Origin of the sequence: Pseudomonas caspiana, from assembly GCF_040224095.2 — a bacterium.
Classification (GTDB): Bacteria; Pseudomonadota; Gammaproteobacteria; order Pseudomonadales; family Pseudomonadaceae; genus Aquipseudomonas; species Aquipseudomonas caspiana.
This window is the reverse complement of the sequence record NZ_CP167995.1, coordinates 1,382,333-1,404,690: the sequence shown is the minus strand read 5'-3', so window position 1 is coordinate 1,404,690 and position 22,358 is coordinate 1,382,333. Positions and strand designations below refer to the sequence as shown.

9 protein-coding genes and 1 pseudogene are annotated in these 22,358 nt (G+C 58.8%); 2 read left to right on the top strand and 8 right to left on the bottom strand.

Annotation, left to right across the window (positions count from 1 at the left end; translation table 11 throughout):
- Position 1 precedes the first annotated feature (1 nt).
- From ABRP31_RS06310 to ABRP31_RS06295, 4 genes are all read right to left on the bottom strand, one after another.
- Positions 2 to 1,492 (bottom strand): DASS family sodium-coupled anion symporter, encoded by a 1,491-nt coding sequence (locus ABRP31_RS06310; protein ID WP_349971465.1) that lies wholly within the window; start codon positions 1,490 to 1,492, stop codon positions 2 to 4.
- A 384-nt stretch (positions 1,493 to 1,876) separates the two neighbouring features.
- Entirely contained in the window at positions 1,877 to 14,920 is a 13,044-nt protein-coding gene (locus tag ABRP31_RS06305; protein WP_349971466.1) for a non-ribosomal peptide synthetase, read from the bottom strand.
- A gap of 84 nt (positions 14,921 to 15,004) precedes the next feature.
- The gene (locus ABRP31_RS06300) at positions 15,005 to 15,769 is read right to left on the bottom strand and encodes an alpha/beta fold hydrolase (protein WP_349971467.1); all 765 of its coding nucleotides are present in this window, start codon (positions 15,767 to 15,769) and stop codon (positions 15,005 to 15,007) included.
- Between the two features lies 1 nt (position 15,770).
- The gene (locus ABRP31_RS06295; protein WP_020289209.1) at positions 15,771 to 15,989 is read right to left on the bottom strand and encodes an MbtH family protein; all 219 of its coding nucleotides are present in this window, start codon (positions 15,987 to 15,989) and stop codon (positions 15,771 to 15,773) included.
- Between the two features lie 264 nt (positions 15,990 to 16,253).
- Between ABRP31_RS06295 and ABRP31_RS06290 the strand changes: the two genes are divergently transcribed.
- Complete coding sequence (locus ABRP31_RS06290; RefSeq protein WP_087270927.1) at positions 16,254 to 16,799, top strand: RNA polymerase factor sigma-70; 546 nt, start codon at positions 16,254 to 16,256, stop codon at positions 16,797 to 16,799.
- Between the two features lie 107 nt (positions 16,800 to 16,906).
- Here ABRP31_RS06290 and ABRP31_RS06285 read toward each other — a convergent pair.
- A pseudogene (locus ABRP31_RS06285) lies at positions 16,907 to 17,494 on the bottom strand (GNAT family N-acetyltransferase); the annotation flags it as partial.
- A gap of 254 nt (positions 17,495 to 17,748) precedes the next feature.
- On the opposite strand from ABRP31_RS06285, the gene ABRP31_RS06280 reads away from it, so the two are divergent.
- Positions 17,749 to 18,312, top strand: a complete 564-nt coding sequence (locus tag ABRP31_RS06280) for a TetR/AcrR family transcriptional regulator (RefSeq protein WP_349971469.1) — start codon at positions 17,749 to 17,751, stop codon at positions 18,310 to 18,312.
- Here ABRP31_RS06280 and fabF read toward each other — a convergent pair whose 3' ends face one another.
- From fabF to ABRP31_RS06265, 3 genes are all read right to left on the bottom strand, one after another.
- A complete protein-coding gene (fabF, locus tag ABRP31_RS06275) occupies positions 18,313 to 19,587 on the bottom strand; it encodes a beta-ketoacyl-ACP synthase II (RefSeq protein ID WP_349971532.1) in 1,275 nt (424 codons plus the stop codon).
- Positions 19,588 to 19,854: 267 nt separating this feature from the next.
- Positions 19,855 to 21,759, bottom strand: coding sequence for an acyltransferase family protein (locus ABRP31_RS06270; RefSeq protein ID WP_349971470.1), 1,905 nt, complete (start codon positions 21,757 to 21,759; stop codon positions 19,855 to 19,857).
- A gap of 199 nt (positions 21,760 to 21,958) precedes the next feature.
- Positions 21,959 to 22,291: a helix-hairpin-helix domain-containing protein gene (locus tag ABRP31_RS06265; RefSeq protein ID WP_349971471.1), complete on the bottom strand. Its 333-nt coding sequence runs from the start codon at positions 22,289 to 22,291 to the stop codon at positions 21,959 to 21,961.
- Between the last annotated feature and the right edge of the window lie 67 nt (positions 22,292 to 22,358).

Below are 22,358 nucleotides of genomic sequence, written 5' to 3'. Positions count from 1 at the left end.
TTTACATCCAGCCCAGCCATTTCCAGTACGTGGCGCCGAACAGCAGCATTAACAGATAGCCGATCACGGTGACTGGAATGCCGACCCGCGCGAACTGACGGGCGGTGAAGGTTTCGGTGCCCAGACAGACCATGTTCTGTGGCGCATTGATCGGCAGGATAAAACCGTAACTGACCGCAAAACCAAGCAGCATGGTCATGCCCAAACGATTGAAATCACCGGGCAAGGTTTGCAGCACAGCAATAAGGATGGGCAGCATCGCCGAGGTCAGGGCCGTGGCGCTGGCGAATCCCAGATGGATGAGGATCAGAAATCCGGCAAGGATCGCAAACACACTCAACGGCCCGACCTGATCCAGCCCGGTGCGACTCACGACTTGCACACCCAGCCATTGCCCCGCCTGAGTGGTGAGTAACGCGGTACCGAGGCTGATGCCCACACCGAAGACAATCACCGTGCCCCAGGGAATGCGTGACTGGACGTCCTTCCAGGTCATCACGCCCCAGCCGGGCAACAACAGCAGAACCAGACCGGCATAGGTGGTCGATGTGGTGTCGAAGCTGTGCAGTTTGCCTTCGGTGGCCCACAGCAACAGCAAACCAATAGAAACCGCCATCAAGCGTTTCTGCGCGCTCGTCATGGGCCCGATATCAGCCAGTGATTGCGCCACCGCCTCCTTGCCACCCGGAATGTTGTCGCTTTCGGGCGGCAGTAATTTGAGCACCAGCACAATCAACACGCCGGACATGATGATTGCCCAGGGCGCGCCGGCGATCAGCCAGTCGAGCCAGGACACTCGGGCACCGAGCATCTTGTCCATGAAGCCTGCGGTCAGGAGGTTTTGCGCAGCGGCGGTCTGGATACCGACGTTCCAGATACTGGTGCCCTGGGCAACGATGATCATGATCGCGGCGGCGACATTAGAGCGTTTGTCCATGCCGAACGCAGCAATCACGCCCATCATGATCGGCACCACGCAAGCACTGCGCGCGGTCGCACTGGGCACCACTAAGCTGAGCAGGATGGTGACGACGATTGCACCTAGCATGATCCGTCGCGTGCTGGTGCCGATGCGTGACAGCGTCACCAGAGCGATACGCCGATCCAGCCCGGTATGGGTCATGGCAGCCGCAATGAACAACGCGCCCGCCACCAGCGCCAGTGCCGAGTTTGAGAATCCGGTCAGGGCCATAGTGATTGCGGCCGACGAGCCATAGATCACAGAGGGGTCTTTCAGCGTCGGCGCAGTACCAATCAGAAACGCCATCAGCGAAGTGATCATGATCGCGCTGGCTTCATAGGACACCGCTTCAGTGATCCACACCACCACAGCAAACGCCAGAATCGCCAGCATGCGCTGCCCGGCGATGGGCAGGTCCTCCGGGAATGGCAGCAACAGCACAGCCACCATGACCGCGATACCGACCAGCAAGCCCATGGGTAATTTGATCTTGACGGGTGGTTGTTCGGGAACGGTTGAAGAGGCGTTCATTGGGTTTCCTTGATCCGGCACAGCGCGAATCGGGAGTTCGCACGACTTGCATCATGCGCCCGTTGCGGGCAGTTGCCATTGAGGTGGATCAACGAATGGCCAACGACCCTGTTTTACAACACGGATGCCAGCCAGGCAGGAGAGTTGTCCCGGGCGAGTCTCGTGAGGTATCCGCAACTCGTGGGGCTACAAGTACCTATTGAATTGAAAAGCCGTCCCCTGTGGGAGCGAGGCTTGCCCGCGATACATAAGACGCAGCTAAAAGGCATACCGCGTTATCGTTTATCGTCGGAATGCCGCCCAGACCAAGCCACGCTCCCACAGGTCGGCATTCCAAATCCGGAATTGCGGTTTCCGGGGGCCCACCCTTGCTCTACACCCTCATCAATCCAACGCCTCCAGTTGCGCCATCAAGTCACTCAAGCGATCCACCTTCTCCTCAGTCATCTCGCTGGACTCAAGCCCCTCGATGTAAGCGGCCAGTTGCTCCACAGTGCTGCACTCGAACATCGCCCGTAGCGGCACATTGCGTTGCAGCGTGTTTTGCACGCGGGAGGCTATTTGCGTAGCCAGCAATGAGTGGCCGCCCAGTTCGAAGAAGTTGTCGTGAATGCCAACCTGGTCCACCTTCAACACCTCTGCCCAGATACCCGCCAGTGTCTGTTCAAGTTCATTGCGCGGGGCGATGTAGGCCTGGCTTTGCAACTGGCCGATGTCGATCCCAGGCAACGCCTTGCGATCCAGTTTGCCGTTCGCGTTACGCGGCAGGCGTTCGAGGATCAACCAATGCTGCGGCACCATGTAGTCCGGCAGCGAGGCCCGCAGGCGCGCCTTGATGATTTCCGGCAGCTCGCCTTCTTGCTCCTCTACGGGAACCAGATAGCCCACCAGATACTTGCCATTCGGCCCTTCCTGAACCGCCACTGCCGCATCGCGGACTTGCGGCTGTTCGTGCAGGCGCGCTTCGATTTCACCCAGTTCGATGCGGAAACCGCGAATCTTCACTTGATGGTCGATTCGGCCGACGTATTCCAGCACGCCGTCGGCCCGACGCCGCGCCAGGTCGCCGCTGCGATACAACCGCTCCCCCGGCGCGCCGAATGGATGCGGTACAAAGACTTGCGCCGTGCGTAACGGGTCCTGCACATAGCCACGGCCCACGCCGACGCCTGCGATGCACAACTCGCCCACCGCCCCCGATGGCACCAGATCAAGCGCGTCATCCAGCAGGTACAAACGGTTGTTATCGGTCGGCGTACCGATCGGCAAATAGCTGCCTTCAGTGGACGCCTGATCGACGCGGAAGAACGCCACGTCGTCGGAACACTCTGCTGGCCCGTAAGCATTGACGAGGCCGATGTGGGGATAAGTCTGCAGCCATTGATGCGCCAGTTCTGGCGGCATGGCTTCCCCGGTCGGCAGCATCCAGCGCAGGCGTTCCAGTGGAGGATGATCCTCGGTCAACATGCCCTGAATCAACGAAGGCACGCTTTCCAGCACGGTGATCCCGCTACTCTCCACATGCTTGAGCAAGCCCACTGGATCATGAGCGATGGTGTTCGGCACGATGTCGACCCGCGCGCCGAACAACGGCGCAGCCAGGAACTGCCAGACCGAAATATCGAAGCTCTGCGAGGCGGTCTGTGCGATCACGTCAAACTGATCCAGATTGAGATACGGCGCTTTGCTCAGCTGGTTATTGAGCATGCCGCGCTGCTCGACCATCACGCCTTTGGGCTGCCCGGTGGAACCGGAGGTGAAGATCACGTAAGCCAGATTGTCCGGCCCGGAATAGATCCCGAGGTTATCCAAAGAATGCCCGCGCTCCTGTACGTCTTCCCAGACCAACAGCCGAGGCTTGCCCGCACACGAGAAGTTTTCCAACAAGCTCATGGCCTGTTCCTTATAGGCGGCCGTGCACACCAGCATTGGCGTGCGGCTCTGTTCGATGATGCCGCTCAAACGTTGCGCAGGCAGGCCCGGGTCCAGTGGCAGATACCCTGCCCCGGCCTTGAAGCTGCCAACCATCATGCCCAGCAGATCCAGCCCGCGTTCGGCCAGCAACGCGACAGGCTGATCAACCTGCACACCAGCGTCGCGCAAGGCATGGCCGAGGCGGTTAGCGTGTTGGTTGAGGTCTTTGAAGCTCCACTTCTGCTCAAGACAGGTCGCGGCGATACGTTGCGGATGAGCCTCGACCTGCGCTTCGAACAAGCGCACATAGCCCTGCTCCAACGGATATTCCCGATGGCTCTGGTTGCAGCCTTCCAGCAGCCATTCACGCTCGGAATCCGCCAGCAAAGGTAGCTCGGCCATATCGCCCTGAATGCCGTCCGCCAAGGCCAGCAACAGGCGTTTGAACTCACCCAGCAGGCGCTCAACCGTTTCGCCATCGAAATAACGCTGGTCGAAAGACAGATGCAACCCGAGGTCGTCGCCTGGATAACACACCGCCGTCAGCGGGAAGTTGGTGTGGGTGCGGCCCGAGTCCGAGCTAGCGCTCAGGCTCTGGGCGCGGTCCAGTACCGACACTTCGACCGGGGCGTTTTCAAACACGAATAGGCTGTCGAACAGCGGCTGGCCCTTAGGCAGTTCGCTGCACTCCTGAATCTGCACCAGCGGCATGTATTCGTGCTCGCGCAGTTGCAGGTTGCGATCCAGCAGACCGTGCAGCCAGTCCAGCACCGTGCAACGCTGATCGGCGCCGGGCAGGCTGACCCGTAACGGAATGCTGTTGATGAACAGGCCCACCGTGCGTTGCATCTGTGGCATGTCCACCGGACGCCCCGCCACTGTGACACCAAACACCACGTCAGCGTCGCCACTCAAACGCCGCAGCACCAGCGCCCAAGCCGCCTGAGCGAACGTGTTGACCGTTAACTGTTGACGTTGGGCCAGATCCTTCAAGCGCTGGCCGTCAGTTGCATCAAGGCGTGTGTAACGGTCGCCGACAATCATGCCGCCACTGTGCCCGGCATGCTCGCGCAGCAAGGGTCGATCGGTCGGAATATAAGTGGTGCGCTCAAAACCTTGCAGGTTGCTGCGCCACCATTGTTTCGACTGAGCAATGTCCTGGCGTTGCAGCCAGCCGATGTAATCGCGATAACGCGGTGGCAGCGCTAATTGCGCTTCACGGCCTTCGCCCAGCGCGGTGTAGATTTCGAAGAAATCGCTCATCAGCAGGCCACGGCACCAGGCATCGATCAGGATGTGGTGGTTGCTCATCATGAACCAGTAACGGCCCTCGCCCACCCGGATCAGACGCAGGTGGAAAGGCGCTTCGTGAAGCAAATCGAAACCGGCTTCGCGCTCGCTCTTGAGCAAGGTTTGCAGACGTTCTTCGTGCTGCGCTTCTGGCTCGTTGCTCCAGTCGACGAACTCGATCCGCGTACTGCCCGGCTTGTGAATGATCTGCAGCATCTGCTCGCCGCTGTCCCAGCAGAACGATGCGCGCAAGGCTTCGTGACGCGCCACAACGGCTTGCCACGCCTGAGCAAAACGCTGCGGGTCCAGTTCGCTGTTGATGCGATAACGGTCCTGCATGAAATAAATACCGGTGCCGGGCTCCAGCAGCGTATGCAGCAGCAGACCTTCCTGCATCGGTGTCAGCGGATAGACATCTTCGATGGCTGAAACGGGAACCGGCAGTGCATCCAGTTGCGACTGAGTCAGGCGCGCCAGCGGGAAGTCCGAAGGAGTCAGGCCGCCTGCGCTGTCGTCCAAGCAATGGGCGATCACACCTTGCAACTCATCAATGTAGGCGTTAGCCAGCGTTTCAATCGTTGCGGCATTAAAGCGCTCGCGACTGAAGGTCCAACGCAGCACCAGTTCGCCGCCGTACACCTGGCTGTCGATACTCAAGGCATTCGGCAGTGGCGCGTTTTCGTCGTGGGTCGGGCCGACTGAAGCGTCCAGCGGTTTGAACAATGCGTCGTCAGCGAAGCTCTGATCGAACTGCCCGAGGTAGTTGAAGGTGATCGACGCTTCGGGCAATGCGGCCATGCTTTGACGGCTGACCTCGTCTGCCAGATAGCGCAGCACACCGTAACCCAGACCTTTGTGCGGCACCTGGCGCAATTGCTCTTTGATGGCTTTGATCGATGCGGCCCGACCGGCCTCTGCGGTGACGTCCAGCGGGGTCAGACGCAGCGGATAAGCGCTGGTGAACCAGCCGACGCTGCGGGTCAGATCGATGTCATCGAACAGGGTTTCGCGGCCATGGCCCTCCAGTTGAACCAGCGCCGAATCGTCCCCCGTCCAGCGGCACACCACCCGCGCCAACGCGGTCAGCAGCAGGTCGTTGACCTGGGTGCGATACGCCGCCGGAGCCTCTTGCAGCAATTGCCGGGTATGCCGTGAATCCAGACGCACGCTCAGGGTTTGCGCCTGTGCTTGTTGCTGACGTCCGTGAGGCTGATCGAACGGCAACTCGCCGCTGCCAACCAATTGGCTCTGCCACCACTGAAGTTCTTCGCGCAACGGCTCGCTGCTGGCGTAAGCCTGCAAACGTTGAGTCCAGTCGCGGAACGCGCTGGTCTTGGCGGGCAGCGGTTGCTCGCGGTAAGCCGCTTGCAAATCATCGAGCAGAATTCGCCACGAGACGCCGTCCACCACCAAGTGATGGATCGCCAACAGCAGCTGTTGCGGCTCGCTGCCGTTGCTGATCAGTACCCCACGCAGCAGCGGGCCTCGTTGCAAATTGAGACTGCGCTGGGCGTCGGCGAACAGTCCCGGCGATGCCTCTTCTGCACGCCAGAGAACCGCGCATTCTTCCAGCTGTACATGCTCGGCACGCCATTGATCGTCATGCTCGGTGAAGCGCAGGCGTAACGCATCGTGCTGCACCAGCACCTGACGCAACGCTTGCTCCAGTCGCGCCGGATCAAGCGGCTCGACAGGTTGTAGGAGCACCGCCTGGTTCCAGTGCTGACGCTGGGGAATATCGCTTTCGAAAAACCAGTGTTGAATCGGCGTCAGTTGCGCTGTGCCCAGCACCGGTCCTTGTTCGGCAAGGATCTGCTCGGTTCGGGTTGCGACGCTGGCCAGGGTCTGCACGGTCTGATGCTGGAACATGTCCCGCGGGCTGAAATGAATCCCGGCTTGCCGGGCGCGACTGACGACTTGAATCGACAGGATCGAATCGCCGCCCAGCTCGAAGAAGTTATCCAGCAGCCCCACGCGCTCGACATTCAGTACTTCACGCCAGATCGCCGCCAGCGCTTGCTCCAGCTCATTTTGCGGGGCCACAAATTGCTGGCGGTTATGTCCAAGGTCCGGCGCAGGCAGAGCGCGACGGTCGAGTTTGCCGTTGGCGGTCAGCGGCATACTGTCCAGCACGATGAGTTGCGCGGGCACCATGTATTCCGGGAGCTGGCTGAGCAGATGCGCTTTCAGGGCATCGCGCAATTGCAGCGGGTCACCCTCGCCGACCACATAACCCACCAGCTGTTTGCCGCTCGGCGCATCCAGCGCCAGCACGATGGCTTCGCGTACCGCAGCTTGCTCCAGCAGACGGTTTTCGATTTCGCCCAGCTCGATGCGGAAACCACGAATTTTCACCTGATGGTCGATCCGACCCAGATACTCAACCAGCCCGTCGGCGCGTTGCCGGACCAGATCGCCGGTGCGATACATGCGTCCGCCATTGGCTGCAAACGGATCGACCACAAAGCGCTCGGCGGTCATGCCGGGCCGTTGATGATAACCACCGGCCAACCCTGCGCCGCCGATGTACAACTCGCCGGTTGCGCCCTGAGGGACGAGGGTCAGGTCAGCGTCAAGAATGTAGGCACTGCGAGCGCCCACGATGCTGCCGATGGGCACTGTGGCCAGACCTTCGTCCAGTGTTTCGGGCGCCAGACAGGCCAAAGGCATGACCACCGTTTCGGTGGGGCCGTATGCATTGAAGAAATGCTGCGGCTGAAACACTGCGCGGATTCGCTGCAAATGCTCGCCGGTCAGCGCTTCGCCTCCGGTGATGCACATGCGGATGGGCAGTGTTTCGTTGTGGCTGGCCAGCCATTGCGCCAATTGGCTGCCATAACTCGGGGTAAAGCCGAGAATGTTGACCTGTTGTTCACGAATCAACTCGCAGATTTCCTGCGCCCCCCACTGGCCTTGGGCACGCACGACCACTCGTGCACCGCAGAGCAATGGCACCAGCAGTCGCTCGGTAGCGGCGTCGAAGTTGATCGAATAAAAATGCAGCTCGCAGTCATCGTTGCGCATGCCGAACCGCTGAATCACCGCACGGCAATGCATCGCGATCTCGCCATGACTGACCGCTACACCTTTAGGCTTGCCGGTGGACCCGGAGGTGTAGATCAGATAGGCCTGATGTTGCGGCAGGGTGAGGTTGGGTAAATCGGAGTCGTCGTGTGCAGCATTCTCCTGTAGGAGCTCACGAGCACCGCGAGGCAGCGATCGCGGTGTGTCAGGAGAATCGCTATCGCTGCCTCGCGTTGCTCGTGAGCTCCTACAGGTATTCGATGTCATCGGGAATCGCAAAACACCCTCCGGCAACTCACCCAACGCCTCAAACAACTGCGCATCACCCAGCAGCAACGCAATGCCGCTGTCTTCGATCATGTAATGCAGGCGGTCCAGCGGGTATTCGGGATCCAGCGGCACATAAGCGCCACCCGCCTTGAGAATCGCCAGCAAACCAATGACCATTTCATGGGAGCGCTCAAGCGCCAGCCCGACGCGCACTTGCGGGCCGACGCCCTGTTCGCGCAGGGCTCGGGCCAACTGGTTAGCGCGGCGGTTGAGCTGGTCGTAGGTCAATGTCTGCCCGGCGAAGGTCAGCGCGCCCGCGTCCGGCGTTTTGCGAGCCTGTTTAGCAAACAGCTGATGAATGGAGTACGACAGCTCATGTTCGCCCGCCTCTTGCGCCAGACCGGCCAACAACTGATCGCGCTCAGCCGGTTCAAACAGCGGCAGCTCGCTCAAACGTTGTTCAGGATCAGCCAGCAGACCTTGCAGCAACGTTCTCCAATGGTCGGCCATGCGTGCGATGCGCGCTTCGTCGAACAGGTCGCAACTGTACGTCAGGCAGCAACCCAGACGCTGATCAAGATCAGTGACTTCAAGGTTGAGGTCGAACTTGGTCGCCAGTGCGTCGTTGACCAGATAATCCACGGTCATCCCGGCCAGGGTTCGGCTTTGCTGGAATTCCCAACGCTGCACGTTGCACATCACCTGGAACAGCGGGTTATACGCGGCGCTACGAGGGGGTTGCAGCGCTTCGACCAGATGATCGAACGGCAAGTCCTGATTCGACTGGCCTTCGATGACCGTCTGACGCACCTGATCGATCAACTCGGCAACACTCATCTGCCCATTGAGCTGGCAACGCAGCACCTGGGTATTGAGGAACGCACCGATCAGCCCTTCGCTTTCCGGACGAATGCGGTTGGCCACTGGCGCGCCGATGCGCAAATCCTGCTGACCGCTGTAGCGATAGAGCAAGACCGCCAGCGCTGCCGTTATGGTCATGAACAAGGTCAGGCCATGTTCAGCGTTGAACTGACGCACCTGAGCGGCCAGCTCGTCGCCGAGATCGAAGCGGTACAGCCCGCCCCGATGGCTTTGTACCGGTGGCCGCGGCCGGTCGCCGGGCAACTCCAGCAATGGGTGTTCGCTGCCCAGTTTCGCGGTCCAGTAATCCAGCTGACGCTGGCGCTCACCCGACTCCAGCCATTTCCGCTGCCAGACGCTGTAATCCAGATACTGCACCGCCAACGGTTCGAGCGGCGACTGACGATCATCGACAAAGGCTTCGTACAGCGCGCTGAGTTCACGGGCAAAGATGTCCATGGCCCAGCCTTCAGTGACGATGTGATGCAGGGTCAGCACAAAAAAGTGCTCCTGCTCGCCCGCCTTGACCAGACAGGCGCGCAGCAGTGGGCCGCGCTCAAGATCAAACGGCTCGTGAGCCTGCGCATCAGCAAAGGCCTGCAAACACTGCTGGCGCGTGCTGTCATCCAGCGCGGAAAAGTCCTGCCACTGCATACGCAGATTCAAGTCACTGTGTACCTGCTGCCAGGCCACGCCATCGACACTCGGGAAGGTGGTGCGCAGGGTTTCGTGGCGGTCGATCAAAGCGTGCAGCGCTGCTTCGAAACGGCTGATATCCAGCACGCCGCGCAACCGCGCCATGCCGCCGACGTTGTAGGCAGGGCTGTCCGGCTCCAGTTGCCAGAGGAACCACATACGCTGCTGGGAATAGGACAACGGCACGCGCTGGCTGCGGTCGACACGTTCAATCGGCAATTGGCGATTGCTGTCGCCCGCCAATTGAATCTGACGCACTTGTTCGGCAAACGCAGCCAGCTCGCTGGCGTCGAACAACACACGCAACGGCAGCTCGACATCGCACGCCTGACGGGTACGGGAAACAATCTGGGTCGCCAGCAAGGAATGCCCGCCGAGGGCAAAGAAATCATCGTTCAGACCAACACGCTCAAGGCCCAGCACTTCACGCCAGATCGCAGCGATTTGCTGTTCCAGCTCAGTGCGCGGGGCTACATGTTCGCGCTGTTGCCAGTGCGGATCGGGCAACGCCCGGCGATCCAGTTTGCCAGCAGGGCTTAGCGGCATGCTGTCCAGGCGCATCAATTGCGCGGGCACCATGTATTCCGGCAGCTCAGCCGCCAGTGCAGCTTTCAACTGTTCGACTGAGACTTCGCTGTCAGCGGTGTACCAACCGATCAACTGCGCGCCGCCAGGGCCTTCGCGCACCAGTACCGCCGCCTGACGCACACCCGGTTGCGCCAACAGGCGGGCTTCGATTTCTTCGGGTTCAATCCGAAAACCGCGCAGTTTGACCTGCTGATCGAGACGTCCCAGATATTCGATCACGCCCTCGGCCGACCAACGCGCCCGGTCACCGGTGCGGTACAGACGCGTGCCCGCCTCGCCCAAAGGATCGGGGACGAAGCGCTCGGCGGTCAGGCCCGGACGACCCAGATAGCCACGAGCCAGGCCAATCCCGCCAATGCACAGTTCTCCCGGCACACCGGCTGGCACCGGGTTCAATTCGCTGTCGAGAATCCGGCAGAGCACATTGCCCAGCGGCCGACCAATCGGCGAGCGCTCGCCGTCCTCGCGGCGGCAGTGCCAGTGCGTGACGTTGATCGCGGTTTCGGTCGGTCCATAACGGTTATGCAGCTGCACGTTTGGCAATTGCTCCAGCACCCGGTTACGCAGTTCGGCAGGCAAGGCTTCGCCACCAGAGAACAGCCGTTTGAGACTGCTGCATTGCGCGATGTCGGCCTCCTCAATGAACAACTGCAAGAGCGGCGGCACGAAGTGCAAGGTGGTGACGCTGAATTGCTGGATCAGCTCGACAAGACGTCGCGGGTCACGATGCTCGCCCGGCGCGGCGATCAGCAATCGGCAGCCGGTAATTAGCGGCCAGAAACATTCCCAGACCGACACGTCAAAACTGACCGGGGCTTTTTGCATCAAAACGTCGTCGACGTTCAGGCCGTATGTCGCCTGCATCCATTGCAAGCGTTCGGCCAATGCCGCGTGGGTGTTGCCAACGCCTTTGGGCTGACCGGTCGAGCCAGAGGTGTAAATCACGTAAGCGAGGTTGTCGCCGGACAGGTGCAGACCCGGCGCGCTGCATGGCCAGTTATCCAGATGCAGGTTATCAAGCGTGATCGCGGTGACGGCTTCGCTGACCGGCAGGCTCGGCAACAGATGGCTTTGGGTCAACAGCAACTCGACGCCGCTGTCGTGCAGCATGTAGCTCAAGCGCTCGCGAGGGTAATCCGGGTCCAGCGGCACATATGCGCCACCGGCCTTGATGATCGCCAGCAGGCCGATCAGCAATTGCGGCGAACGCTCGGCGCAAATACCCACGCAAACGTCCGGGCCGACGCCTTTGTCGCGCAAGTAATGCGCCAGACGGCTGGACTGTGTATCCAGGCTGGCGTAATCCAGCTGACCGCCCTCCCACACCAGCGCGATGCGCTCCGGGGTTAGCGCGGCCTGCTCGGCCAGACGCTCCGGCAACCAGCGACTGGCAGCCACACAAGGAGCCTGACTCCAGTCCTGCTGCAGGGTTTGCTCCACCGGGCTGAGCAGGTTCAGGTCGCCAATACACTGGCTCGGCTGATCACTGATCTGTTGCAACAACGCCGTGAAATGCTCAGCCATGCGCCGTACGGTCTGTACGTCGAACAGTTCTGCGGCGTAGTCGAAATGCAGGGCCAGACGCCCGCGATGGTCTTCTTCGCTGTGCAGTTGCAGATCGAACTTGGCCTCGCGGCTGTGCCACGGCAGTTCGTCAGCAAGCAAACCCGGCAGGCGGCGCAAGGCGCTCAAGTCCCGCTGCTGATGGTTGAACATCACCTGAAACAGGCCCTGTTCCCTTGCTTGAGGGAAGGCTTCGAGCAACTGCTCGAACGGCAAGTCCTGATGAGCCTGAGCGCCCAGGGTCGCATGAAGGGCTTCGTCGAGGAGTTGTGCAAAAGGTTTGCGGGCATCAACCGTCCCGCGCAGCACCAGGGTGTTGATGAAGAAACCGACCAGTCCCTGAGTTTCAAGGCGTGGTCGGTTGGCACCCGGCACGCCGATACGAATATCGGTCTGCCCGCTGTAGCGATGCAGCAAGCTCTGGAACGCCGCCAGCAAGACCATGAACATTGTCGCGCCATGTTCCTGAGCGGTGTAACGCAAAGCACTGCTCAGGCCTTCATCAAGCAATACGCTGTAGCGCGCCGCCTGATGAGTGCGCAACGCACTGCGCGGATGATCGGTGGCCAGACTCAAGTTCGGGTGCTCGTCGCCCAGTTGCTGCGTCCAGTATTCAAGTTGGCGCTGCGCTTCGCCGGCTGCCAGCCAGTCGCGCTGCCATTGAGCGTAATCGGCGTAATGCAGCGGCAACGGCGCGAGAGCAATAGTTTGCCCCTGGCTGGCAGCGGCATAGAGTCGTGAGAACTCGTCGATCAGCAGGTTAAGCGACCAGCCATCGGCGATGATGTGATGCAACGTGACCCACAGTTGATGCTCTTGCTCGTCGAGTCGTACCAGAGTCACTCGCAGCAACGGCCCCTGTTCAAGATCGAACGCAGTTTGAGCTTCCTGCTCGCGGGCTTGCAGAACCTGAGCGTCGCGCTCGGCCGACGATAACTGACTGAAATCCAGATGCTGCAAGGCGAAGGTTGCAGTGGGGTCAATGCGTTGCAGTGCCTGCCCGTCACGCTCAAGGAAACGCGTGCGCAGGGATTCATGCCGCTCGATCAACTGCTCGAAACTTTTGCTCAAGGCGTGCTGATCGAGGTCGCCGCGCAAACGCAGCGCGGCGGGAATGTTGTAAGCCGCGCCTTGCGGGTCCAGCTGCCAGACAATCCACAGGCGGTTTTGCGCCAGCGACTGCGGCAAATCACGATCACGCGGCAGCAATGCAATGCTGTTCTGGCGAGTTGCACCCGACGCTTGCTGACGTGTGACTTCAGCGCAGAATTCAGCCAGCGACGGCGCTTCGAACAACAACCGCAGGTTCAGCTCAAGGCCCAAGGCCTCACGCAAGCGCCCCATCACCTGCGTCGCAGCGATGGAGTTACCACCGAGCAGGAAGAAATTGTCATCGGAGGCGATATGCTCGACGCTCAGCTGTTCGCGCCAGATCGCGGCGATGCGTTTCTGCAAGTCATCGGCAACCGTTGTCTGTTCGCCGGCAGGCTCATCCGCATGCTCGGTAACAGGGAAAAGCGCATAACTGTCGAGCGTGCCATCGGCCAGACGGGTTCGGCAGGCCGAGCGTTGCAGCTTACCGCTTGAGGTCTTCGGCAAAGCGCCGGGATTGAGCAGCGCCACGACGCTGGGGGCTTCCTGAAAGGCCTCGGCGACGGTTTGTCGGATGGCCTTGATCAGGGCGTCCGGGGGCAGGATTTTCTGCACGCTGCGGCTGATTTCAGCGGCGATCCCAATACCGTCCACGCCATTTTCGGTCACGGCAAATGCCGCGACCCGGCCTTTGCGAACCACATCGACTTCGCGCTCGATGGCCTGCTCGATGTCCTGCGGGTAAAGGTTATGACCACGCACGATCAACATGTCTTTCAGGCGGCCGGTGACGAACAGCTCGCCGTGGCGCAGGAAACCCAGGTCGCCGGTGCGCAGCCAGGTACGGCCGTCACGCTCAACAAAGGTCTTGGCGCTGGCTTTGGGATTGCGCCAGTAGCCGTGAGCAATGCTCGGCCCGGCCGCCCAGATTTCCCCCACCTGATTGTCAGCCAGCAGCTTCCCGGTTGGCGCATCGACAATGCACACCGCATGCTCCGGCTGACTGCCACCGCAACTCATCAATACACTGCCCACACCCGGTTCGGCGCGATGCTGTGCCAACGACTGATCGCACACTTCCAGATTGGGAATGCCACGCCCACGCTGCCCACCCGTGACGAATAGCGTGGCTTCGGCCAGGCCGTAACAGGCAAAGAAGCTGTCGGCGGTAAAACCTGCGGCAGCGAACTTGCTGCTGAACAGATCGAGGCTGTCCTGACGAATCGGCTCGGAGCCGGAAAACGCCACGCGCCATTTACTCAGGTCAAGCTTGTCCAGCGCCGAGTCGCTGACCCGCTCGCTGCACAGGCGGTAGGCGAAGTCCGGGCCACCACTGATGGTGCCGCCGTATTCACTGATCGCTTCCAGCCAGCGTAATGGACGCCCGAGGAAGTAACCCGGTGACATCAGCACACACGGCACACCACTGAAAATCGGCTGCAACAGACCGCCGATCAGGCCCATGTCGTGGTACAGCGGCAACCAGCTGACGATCACATCGTCAGGGTTGAGATCAATGCCGAAACCGCGACGAATCAACAGCTCATTGGCCACCAGATTGCCGTGGCTGACCTGCACGCCTTTGGGCAACGCCGTTGAGCCGGAGGTGTATTGCAGGAAGGCGATGTCATCGGCCTGCAAGGTCGGCTCGCGCCAGTGATCAGCCAGTTGGCTTTCGAGGGTGTCGACGCACAGCAGCTTTGGCGCATCGGCGGCATTGAGCTGCTCGCTCATTTGCAGCAGGGGTTCGCGCAAACTGCTGCGGGTCAGGATCAGCCGTGGCTCGGCGTCGGCGATAATCGACAGCAAGCGCTCCTGATGATGACGACGCGCCGATTCAGGCGGGTAAGCGGGCACCGCAATTACACCGGCATAAAGGCAACCGAAGAACGCCGCGACATAGTCCGGACCACTCGGGAACAACAACACCGCACGCTCGCCGGGTTCAACCTGAGCCTGCAAAGCAGCCGCAATGGTGCGGGCGCGCTGATCAAGCTGGCGATAACTGAGCACTGCGCCTTCGCTGGCATCCTCCGCCAGAAAACGCAGGGCAATGCGATCAGGCTGGCCATCTGCACGTTGTTGCAGGGCCTGCACCAGAGTGTTGGGGAGTTCGAACGCGTCGTTCATGGTTGTTCCTGCCTGAGTCCGGCTTGCAATCGGGAATTCACGAAGAGAGGCGCGCCTGATGCGCGCCGGGTATAGCGGTCTGAATCAGCTGGCCGCCGCAGCGGGTGAACGCTGGCGATTGGCGCGTGCCAGGTGCTGCTCGGCATAGCGCCGCAGGCAGCGCAATAACGGGGCTTCCTGGCTTTGCAGGAAAAAGTGATGGCCTTCAAACATGTCCAGCGAGAAACCGACGGTGGTTTCATCCTGCCAGTCGAGCAGTTCCTCAACGCGCACGCTGTCCTGCTTGCCGCCGAACACATGGACCGGCATCGGTAACGGTTCGCGCGGCAGGTATTCAAAGCTGCCGCACATCAGAAAATCCGCACGCAGGATCGGCAGCATCAGCGCCATCAGATCCGGATCCGCCAACGCCACTTCCGAGGTGCCCTTGAGTGTGCGCAGACGCTCGATCAGCTCAGCGTCGGTCTTGGCCTGACGGTATTCGCTGACGTCGCGTCGAGCCGGACCGGCCGTGGCCGAAGCGAACAGACACAGCGGCCGCGGGACATCCAGCGCCAGCAACGCATGGGCCAGCTCATAACCGAGCAAACCGCCCAGACTGTGACCGAACAACGCATAAGGCTGGCCAGGGCTCTGTCGCAACTGGCGAGCAATCTCACTGGCCAACTGCGCGGCAAGCTGCCGCATATCGGTCTGCAACGGCTCGCTCATGCGCATGCCGCGTCCCGGCAGTTCAAGCGGATGGACTTCGAGCCATTGCGGCAAGGTGCGCCGCCAGCGGCTGTAGACCATGGCGCTGGCACCTGAGTACGGCAGGCAGAACAAGCGCAGGCTGTTAAAGGCGCTCACTTCAAGCCACCACTTTGTCCTGATCCATCTTCTGTCGCAGGCTCAACGGACGCATGTCAGTCCAGTGCTGCTCGATGTACTCCAGGCATTCCTTCTTCAGGCCTTTCATGCCGACGGCACGCCAGCCATTGGGGATTGCCTTGTAATCGGGCCAGATCGAGTACTGCTCTTCGTGGTTGCACACGACTTGAAAGGTGAGGTCTTCGCGATCAAATACCATGTCATTCTCCTGCTGCATGGGGGCCGGGCCGGTAGCCGGGGCTGTCACCAAAGAGAACGGATGGAGGAGAGAAATAATTAGTAACGGCTGAACGGGCTGATCGCCAGACAGGGCAAGCGATGAAGCAAAACGCTATGAGAAAGGAATACCGATAGATATATTTCTCATTTGACAATCATTATCATCAAGCCTAATTTGTTGCCCGGTGTGTAGGGGGCTTCCCTACGAAAGCTTCATCTGCCCAATTGCTGCAAGGTGATTTCCATGCCGGAACAACTATCCACAAGTACGTGCGATTCACCGCTTCTCCAGGCGTTCGTCGAAAACCGCCTGACTCTGGTCAAGATTGCAGCGCGGATTACCGGCTGCCGATCACGGGCCGAGGACGTTGTGCAGGATGCTTTCTTCAGATTGCAGTCCGCGCCGCAGATCACATCCTCGATCAAAGCCCAGCTCAGCTACCTGTTTCAGATCGTGCGCAACCTGGCGATCGATCACTACCGCAAACAGGCGCTGGAGCAGAAATACTCAGGCACCGAGGAAGAGGGACTCAATGTGGTTATCCACGGAGCGTCCCCCGAAACCTCGCACATCAATTTCACGACCCTGGAAACCATTGCCGACGCCCTGACCGAACTGCCTAGCCGCACCCGCTACGCGTTCGAGATGTACAGACTGCACGGCGTCCCGCAGAAGGACATTGCCAAGGAGCTCGGTGTTTCGCCGACGCTGGTGAACTTCATGATCCGCGATGCGTTGGTGCATTGTCGTAAGGTCTCCCTTCAGGAAGCGCGAGCTGTAAGGCGCTGAACACTGATGCTGTAGAAGCCGCCAAAGGCTGCGAAGCTTTTTTACTGCCCCCCCCAATCGCAGCCTTCGGCAGCTCCTACAGGTAAGGTGATCGACGCAATCCCGCGTTAAAGCCACTCACACCGCTCAAAAAAACGCTTCCGATCCAGGGTCATCAGCGCGGCTCGCTTGTGCGGGAAATCGAATTCCTTTTCCTTCTCGAACCCCTGCCCTTGCATGTAGGTAATCATCTTCCCGTTGTCGGCGCGCGGCTCTGAAACCAGTCGCTGGGTGCGCTCGTCATCGAGAAAAAGGTAATGCACCAGTGCAGAAAGCCAACTGGCGACTTTATGCGGACCCCGATGGCTTTCTTCGCCAACCAGCATGTGGATCCCGCGGTCGTAATCGCCTGGATTGCAGAACGGAGCGATGCGATCTTCCAGCGCCCAATAGGCTTCGAAGTAGGCAAATGGCTGGTCGTCGAAGCAGCCAATCAAGGTCAACGTGTGAGGGTCGGCAGCCTGCTTTTCCAGATACTCCCGATGCTGCTCCAGCGATCCGCCTTCCTGCCAGAACTGTAGAACACGAGGATTGTTTTGCCAGCGGTTGAAGCGCTCAAGATCCAGATCGACATCCAGAACGCGCAGGGAAACCGAGGCGCCAAGGCTGGCATCGAAACGTCGATAAACTTCACCGACAGGCTTGGCCGGGCGAATCAACGGCATAGCCGTCGCGGGTAATGACTGAGGCATGCTTTGGGCTCACGAATAAGGGCTGATTCAATGAGAAAACGTGCCCCGGCCGGGAAAATTTAAGGCTGTGTGCCGTCCAATAAAATGCGACCTTCCACATTGAATCCAATCCTGTAGGCGTTGCCGCGCGACCGCTGAGGAAATTTACGATCCGCGCGCCCCTCATCCATGTAAAATGTCAACCAACATATCAAGGCCCAAAGTCTCAGGAGGATTGCATGCGGTACGCGCACGATCACAAAGCCCAGACTCACGAACGCATTCTTCTCGAAGCCTCCGCACGCTTCCGTCGTGACGGCATTGGCGCTACCGGGCTGCAGCCGCTGATGAAGGCCTTGGGGCTGACCCATGGCGGCTTTTACGCGCATTTCAAATCCAAGGATGATTTGGTGGAGAAAGCGATGCGCTGCGCTGCGGACGAAGCCAACGAGCGCACCAGACAAGCCTTCGAAGAAGAGAATGGTCTGAGCGCTTTTATCGATATGTATTTATCCGAAGGACATCGCAATGCGCCCGAGAAAGGCTGCCCAATGCCGACAATGGCGTCGGAGCTCGGTCAGCGCGGCCAGGCCAGCCCGATCGCCGATGAGCTGATCGAGTCGCGTCTGGCGTTGTTGCAACAGGCACTCGGCGGACCGGATGCCGACGCGCAAAGCGTGGTGATGCTGTCCACTCTGGTCGGCGCTTTGATGCTGTCGCGCAGCACGCAGGATCCGGCTCTCTCAGAGCGAATCCTGCACACCACACGTGACTTTCTGAAACAGCAGAACAGCGAGTCCTGATCAGTCCTGCCAGCGCTTGAACAACACGCTGGCATTGACGCCACCGAAACCAAAACCGTTCGACAACGCGTATTCAATAGCCATGTTTCGCGCTGCGCCGTGGACAATATCGAGACCGGCCGCGGCTTCATCCGGATTGTCGAAATTGAGGGTCGCCGGGGCGATTTGATCGCGAAGCGCCAACGCTGTGAAAATGGCCTCGATCCCACCCGCAGCGCCCAACAAATGCCCGGTCGCGGATTTGGTCGATGTCACCGCGATGGATTTTTGATCACCAAACAACGCCTTGATGGCTGCCATTTCCCCCTTGTCACCTACCGGCGTGGAGGTGGCATGGGCGTTCAAGTGCTGGATTTCCCCTGGCTTGATCCCCGCCTGACGTATCGCTGCGCCCATGGCTCGCTGCGCGCCGCTACCATCCTCAGGGCCAGCCGTGAGGTGATAAGCGTCTGCACTGGTGCCGTACCCAACCAGCTCGACAATCGGTTTAGCTCCCCTGGCAAGCGCATGCTCCAGCGATTCAATCACCAGAATCCCGGCGCCCTCACCCATCACAAAACCGTCTCGATCCCGATCAAAGGGACGCGAAGCTCTTTCGGGCGTCTCATTGAAACCGCTGGACAAGGCGCGTGCTGCGGCGAAACCGCCCAGACTGACACGGTCAATGGCCGCCTCTGCTCCACCGCAAATAGCGACATCCGCCTCGCCACTACGAATCAGCCTTGCAGCATCGCCAATGGCTTGCACACCGGCGGCACATGCAGTCACCGGAGCCCCCAGCGGTCCTTTGAAACCGTGCTGAATGGAAACGTGACCCGCCGCCAGATTGACCAGAAACGAGGGGATCGTGAACGGAGACAAACGTCGTGGTCCACGGCTATCGGTAGTGCGTACGGCATCGGCAATCGCCCCGAAACCACCGATCCCCGAGCCAATGATCGTCGCCGTACGCTCCTTTGCCTCTTCGCTATCGGCTACCCAGCCGGCCTGCGCAATCGCCTCTTTGGCGGCAGCGAGGGCAAACACGATGAAGCGATCCATCTTCTTTTGCTCTTTGGCGGGCACCGCGCTATCGGCATCGAAGCCGGCCTCAGGATCATCAGCCAAAAGCGGTACGCGACCGCCTACTTTGCCTGGCAGGTCAGCGACTGTTTCTTCACTGAGTCGAACAATGCCGGAGCGACCCGCCAGCAAACGCTGCCAGACTGGTTCAACGCCAGTGCCCAAGGGCGTGACCAAGCCCATTCCCGTCACAACAATTCGCGGACCATTCATGGTGTTCTGCGCCTCGGTTTTCACGACTTCACGCCTCTCGCATCGGTGCTACTCATTTTGAAATCCTCAGACCTGAATCGAGCTTTATATTACGAGTGAAATTTAAATCATTGTATGTCGACTTACATTTAATATGTCAAGACGAGGGGTGCTAAAGATTTAGTAGGCTGACGAGGATTTTGAAGCCCGGACAGCTTATGGGACACCCTTTAAGATGTTCTCAGGTGCTGACTCAGATGAGATCGGAGCGCAGCACCGTAAGGAATATCAGTTGGAATGGCTGGTTGAGGTCGATAGCTTGAGGACTCCCAAACCTCTAAGGCGCTCACCATAAAACCTGGCGCCTGCCGGAGTCAGGTGTCCACCGTCAGGAGAAATCAGCGCCCCTTGAAGGGTGAAGATGTGGCAATCGGGTAATTGTTGGCCGCAAAAAAGGTCGAGTGGATCTACGAACGGGACAGCCGCCATGCTCTTTTTAATTGTCTCGTTTACCGTATAAGCGGCAGACGCTACGGGGACTTGGAACGCAGACCGCTCGCCAGCGGGGATGTCCAGCAACTGACGAATGGAGTAACTGCCAAAGCTCTTTGTCCCGAATACAACCGGGGTTTTCCCGAACTCGGCAATGATATTTTTAACGCTAAGAGGAAGTATCTCAGCCTGCCAATCTTTCCAGCTCGATGCCAACCAAATCTGATCGCTTTCAGCCATAAGGGCCCTTAACCTGGCATCATCATATAAATAACTATCTCGACTTCTGCACCCCCCCACGACCTCTAGCGGCATGCGTGATGCAACCAATTCCTTAGGTACAAATAAGTTCCCGCACTTAGCCCTGATATATCGCGTCGACAGGTTAATTTCGCTGGCCAACCCTGATTCATAGAGCGCGTTGACCAAATCCTGAGCATAGCTGTCGCCAATGATTAACACTTTTGGAAGTGGGCGAGAATCAAAGGGTTTGAGCTGGAGCGGTGCAAACCTCGCGCTCACGTAATCTCCGCTCTTCTTTGACTCCAGAGACGCAAGCGGTTGGTTCTCAGGGGAATAAAAAGAAACGAATCCTTTTGTCGTAAATAATATGACGCAGAAAATCGTCACAGCCGTGTAGCTGCCGAGAGTTGCGATCTTGAATCGAGATTTACCTACAACGCCTCGACGCCGAAAGGGAGACTCGATGAACCTCCAAGTCAGGTAACCAAGCACAAAAGTGATTGCGATTAATCCGACATAATACAACGGCGACACCGTCTCAAATGCCAGCCTCGCGAATGCAAAGATCGGCTGATGCCAGAGATAGCTGCTATAGCTAATCAAACCACAGCCCACCAGAGGCTTGGCGGCTAGTATTTGTCCGACCCATGTATCGCGTTGAGCAAACAATAGTATCAACGCAGTGCCTATTACCGGCGGAATAGCATTGAGCCCCGGAAACTCGGTGGCTTTGCCGTAAAACAAAATGGAACTCATGACCAGAACCACGCCTAGCCCTGCCAGTACTTGACGGATCATTGGCTGTAATCGGGTTTTTCCAGCGTGATGGAGAGCGTAGTAAGCTGCAATTGCCCCAACTAATATCTCCCAAGCTCTGGAAGGCAGGAAAAAGTATGCGATCTCAGGACGACGATTCAGCGACCACTGAGAAAACGCCAGGCTAAGGATTGCGAGCAAAATGATAACCGGAGCGATTTTCCTTTTGTCAAAACGAAAAACCGCGAGAATAAGCAATGGAAAAAATATGTAGTACTGCTCTTCGACAGCCAAGCTCCAAGTATGCAGTAAGGGTTTTAGAGCGGCTTGGGTATCGAAATAGCCAGTCTCACGCCAAAAAAACATATTAGCTATGAACGTTAACGCCGAGATTACGCTTTCCCCAAATGCTATCACCTCCCCAGGGAGCATTAGCGCCGTTGCAACAGGCAGGCAGACGCCGATCACAACGATGAGTGCAGGCAAAATCCTTCTGGCGCGACGCTCATAAAACCCGGCGAGGCTGAAATCGCCATCCTTGAGGTCGTTCAGTATTATCGTGGTGATCAAGTAGCCACTGATTACAAAAAATACATCGACGCCGACAAAGCCACCTTCAAAATACTTGAAACCTGCGTGAAATAAAATGACTGGAATGACTGCTAACGCCCGCAGTCCGTCAATTTCGGCTCTGTACTTCATTAGAATCCGTTCCCCGGATGGACAATATTTTGCGGCAAAAGACTAACATCTACGCAGGGAATTTCCGAGGTCATAATGCATTCTTGAATACAGGGCGTAACAGCAGTTCGGGGTTAACGTGAGTCGAGAGCGCGTCAGCGGAACGTGATGGACGTAGAAAGACCGATCAGAGATCGGCCTTTCGGAGGGCTACGATCAGTTATTCGAGCGCAAGCTTGTCCCGATTCTTGTCTAAAAGAGCTTTTCCAATGCCCTTAACCTCAATCAACTCATCCACCGATGTGAACTCACCATTGGCTTCGCGATGGGCAACGATCGCTTCTGCCTTGCCTTTACCGATGCCGGAGAGTTGTCTTTGCAAGGTTTCTGCTTCGGCGGTATTTATGTTGACCTTGACTGTTTGCTGTTCCTGCATGATTACAGCGCCCACAGGGGCAGTTTTTTCCGAAAAACTACCTGGCGCGGCGGTCACAGTAACCGAGGCACTGGTAATCAATCCGAACAACAACGAGGAAAGAAAAGCTTTACGCATCTTGATCACTCCGTAACATAATAATTTAATGCGACATTCCGTATATCGCAACTAAACACTAGCTCAG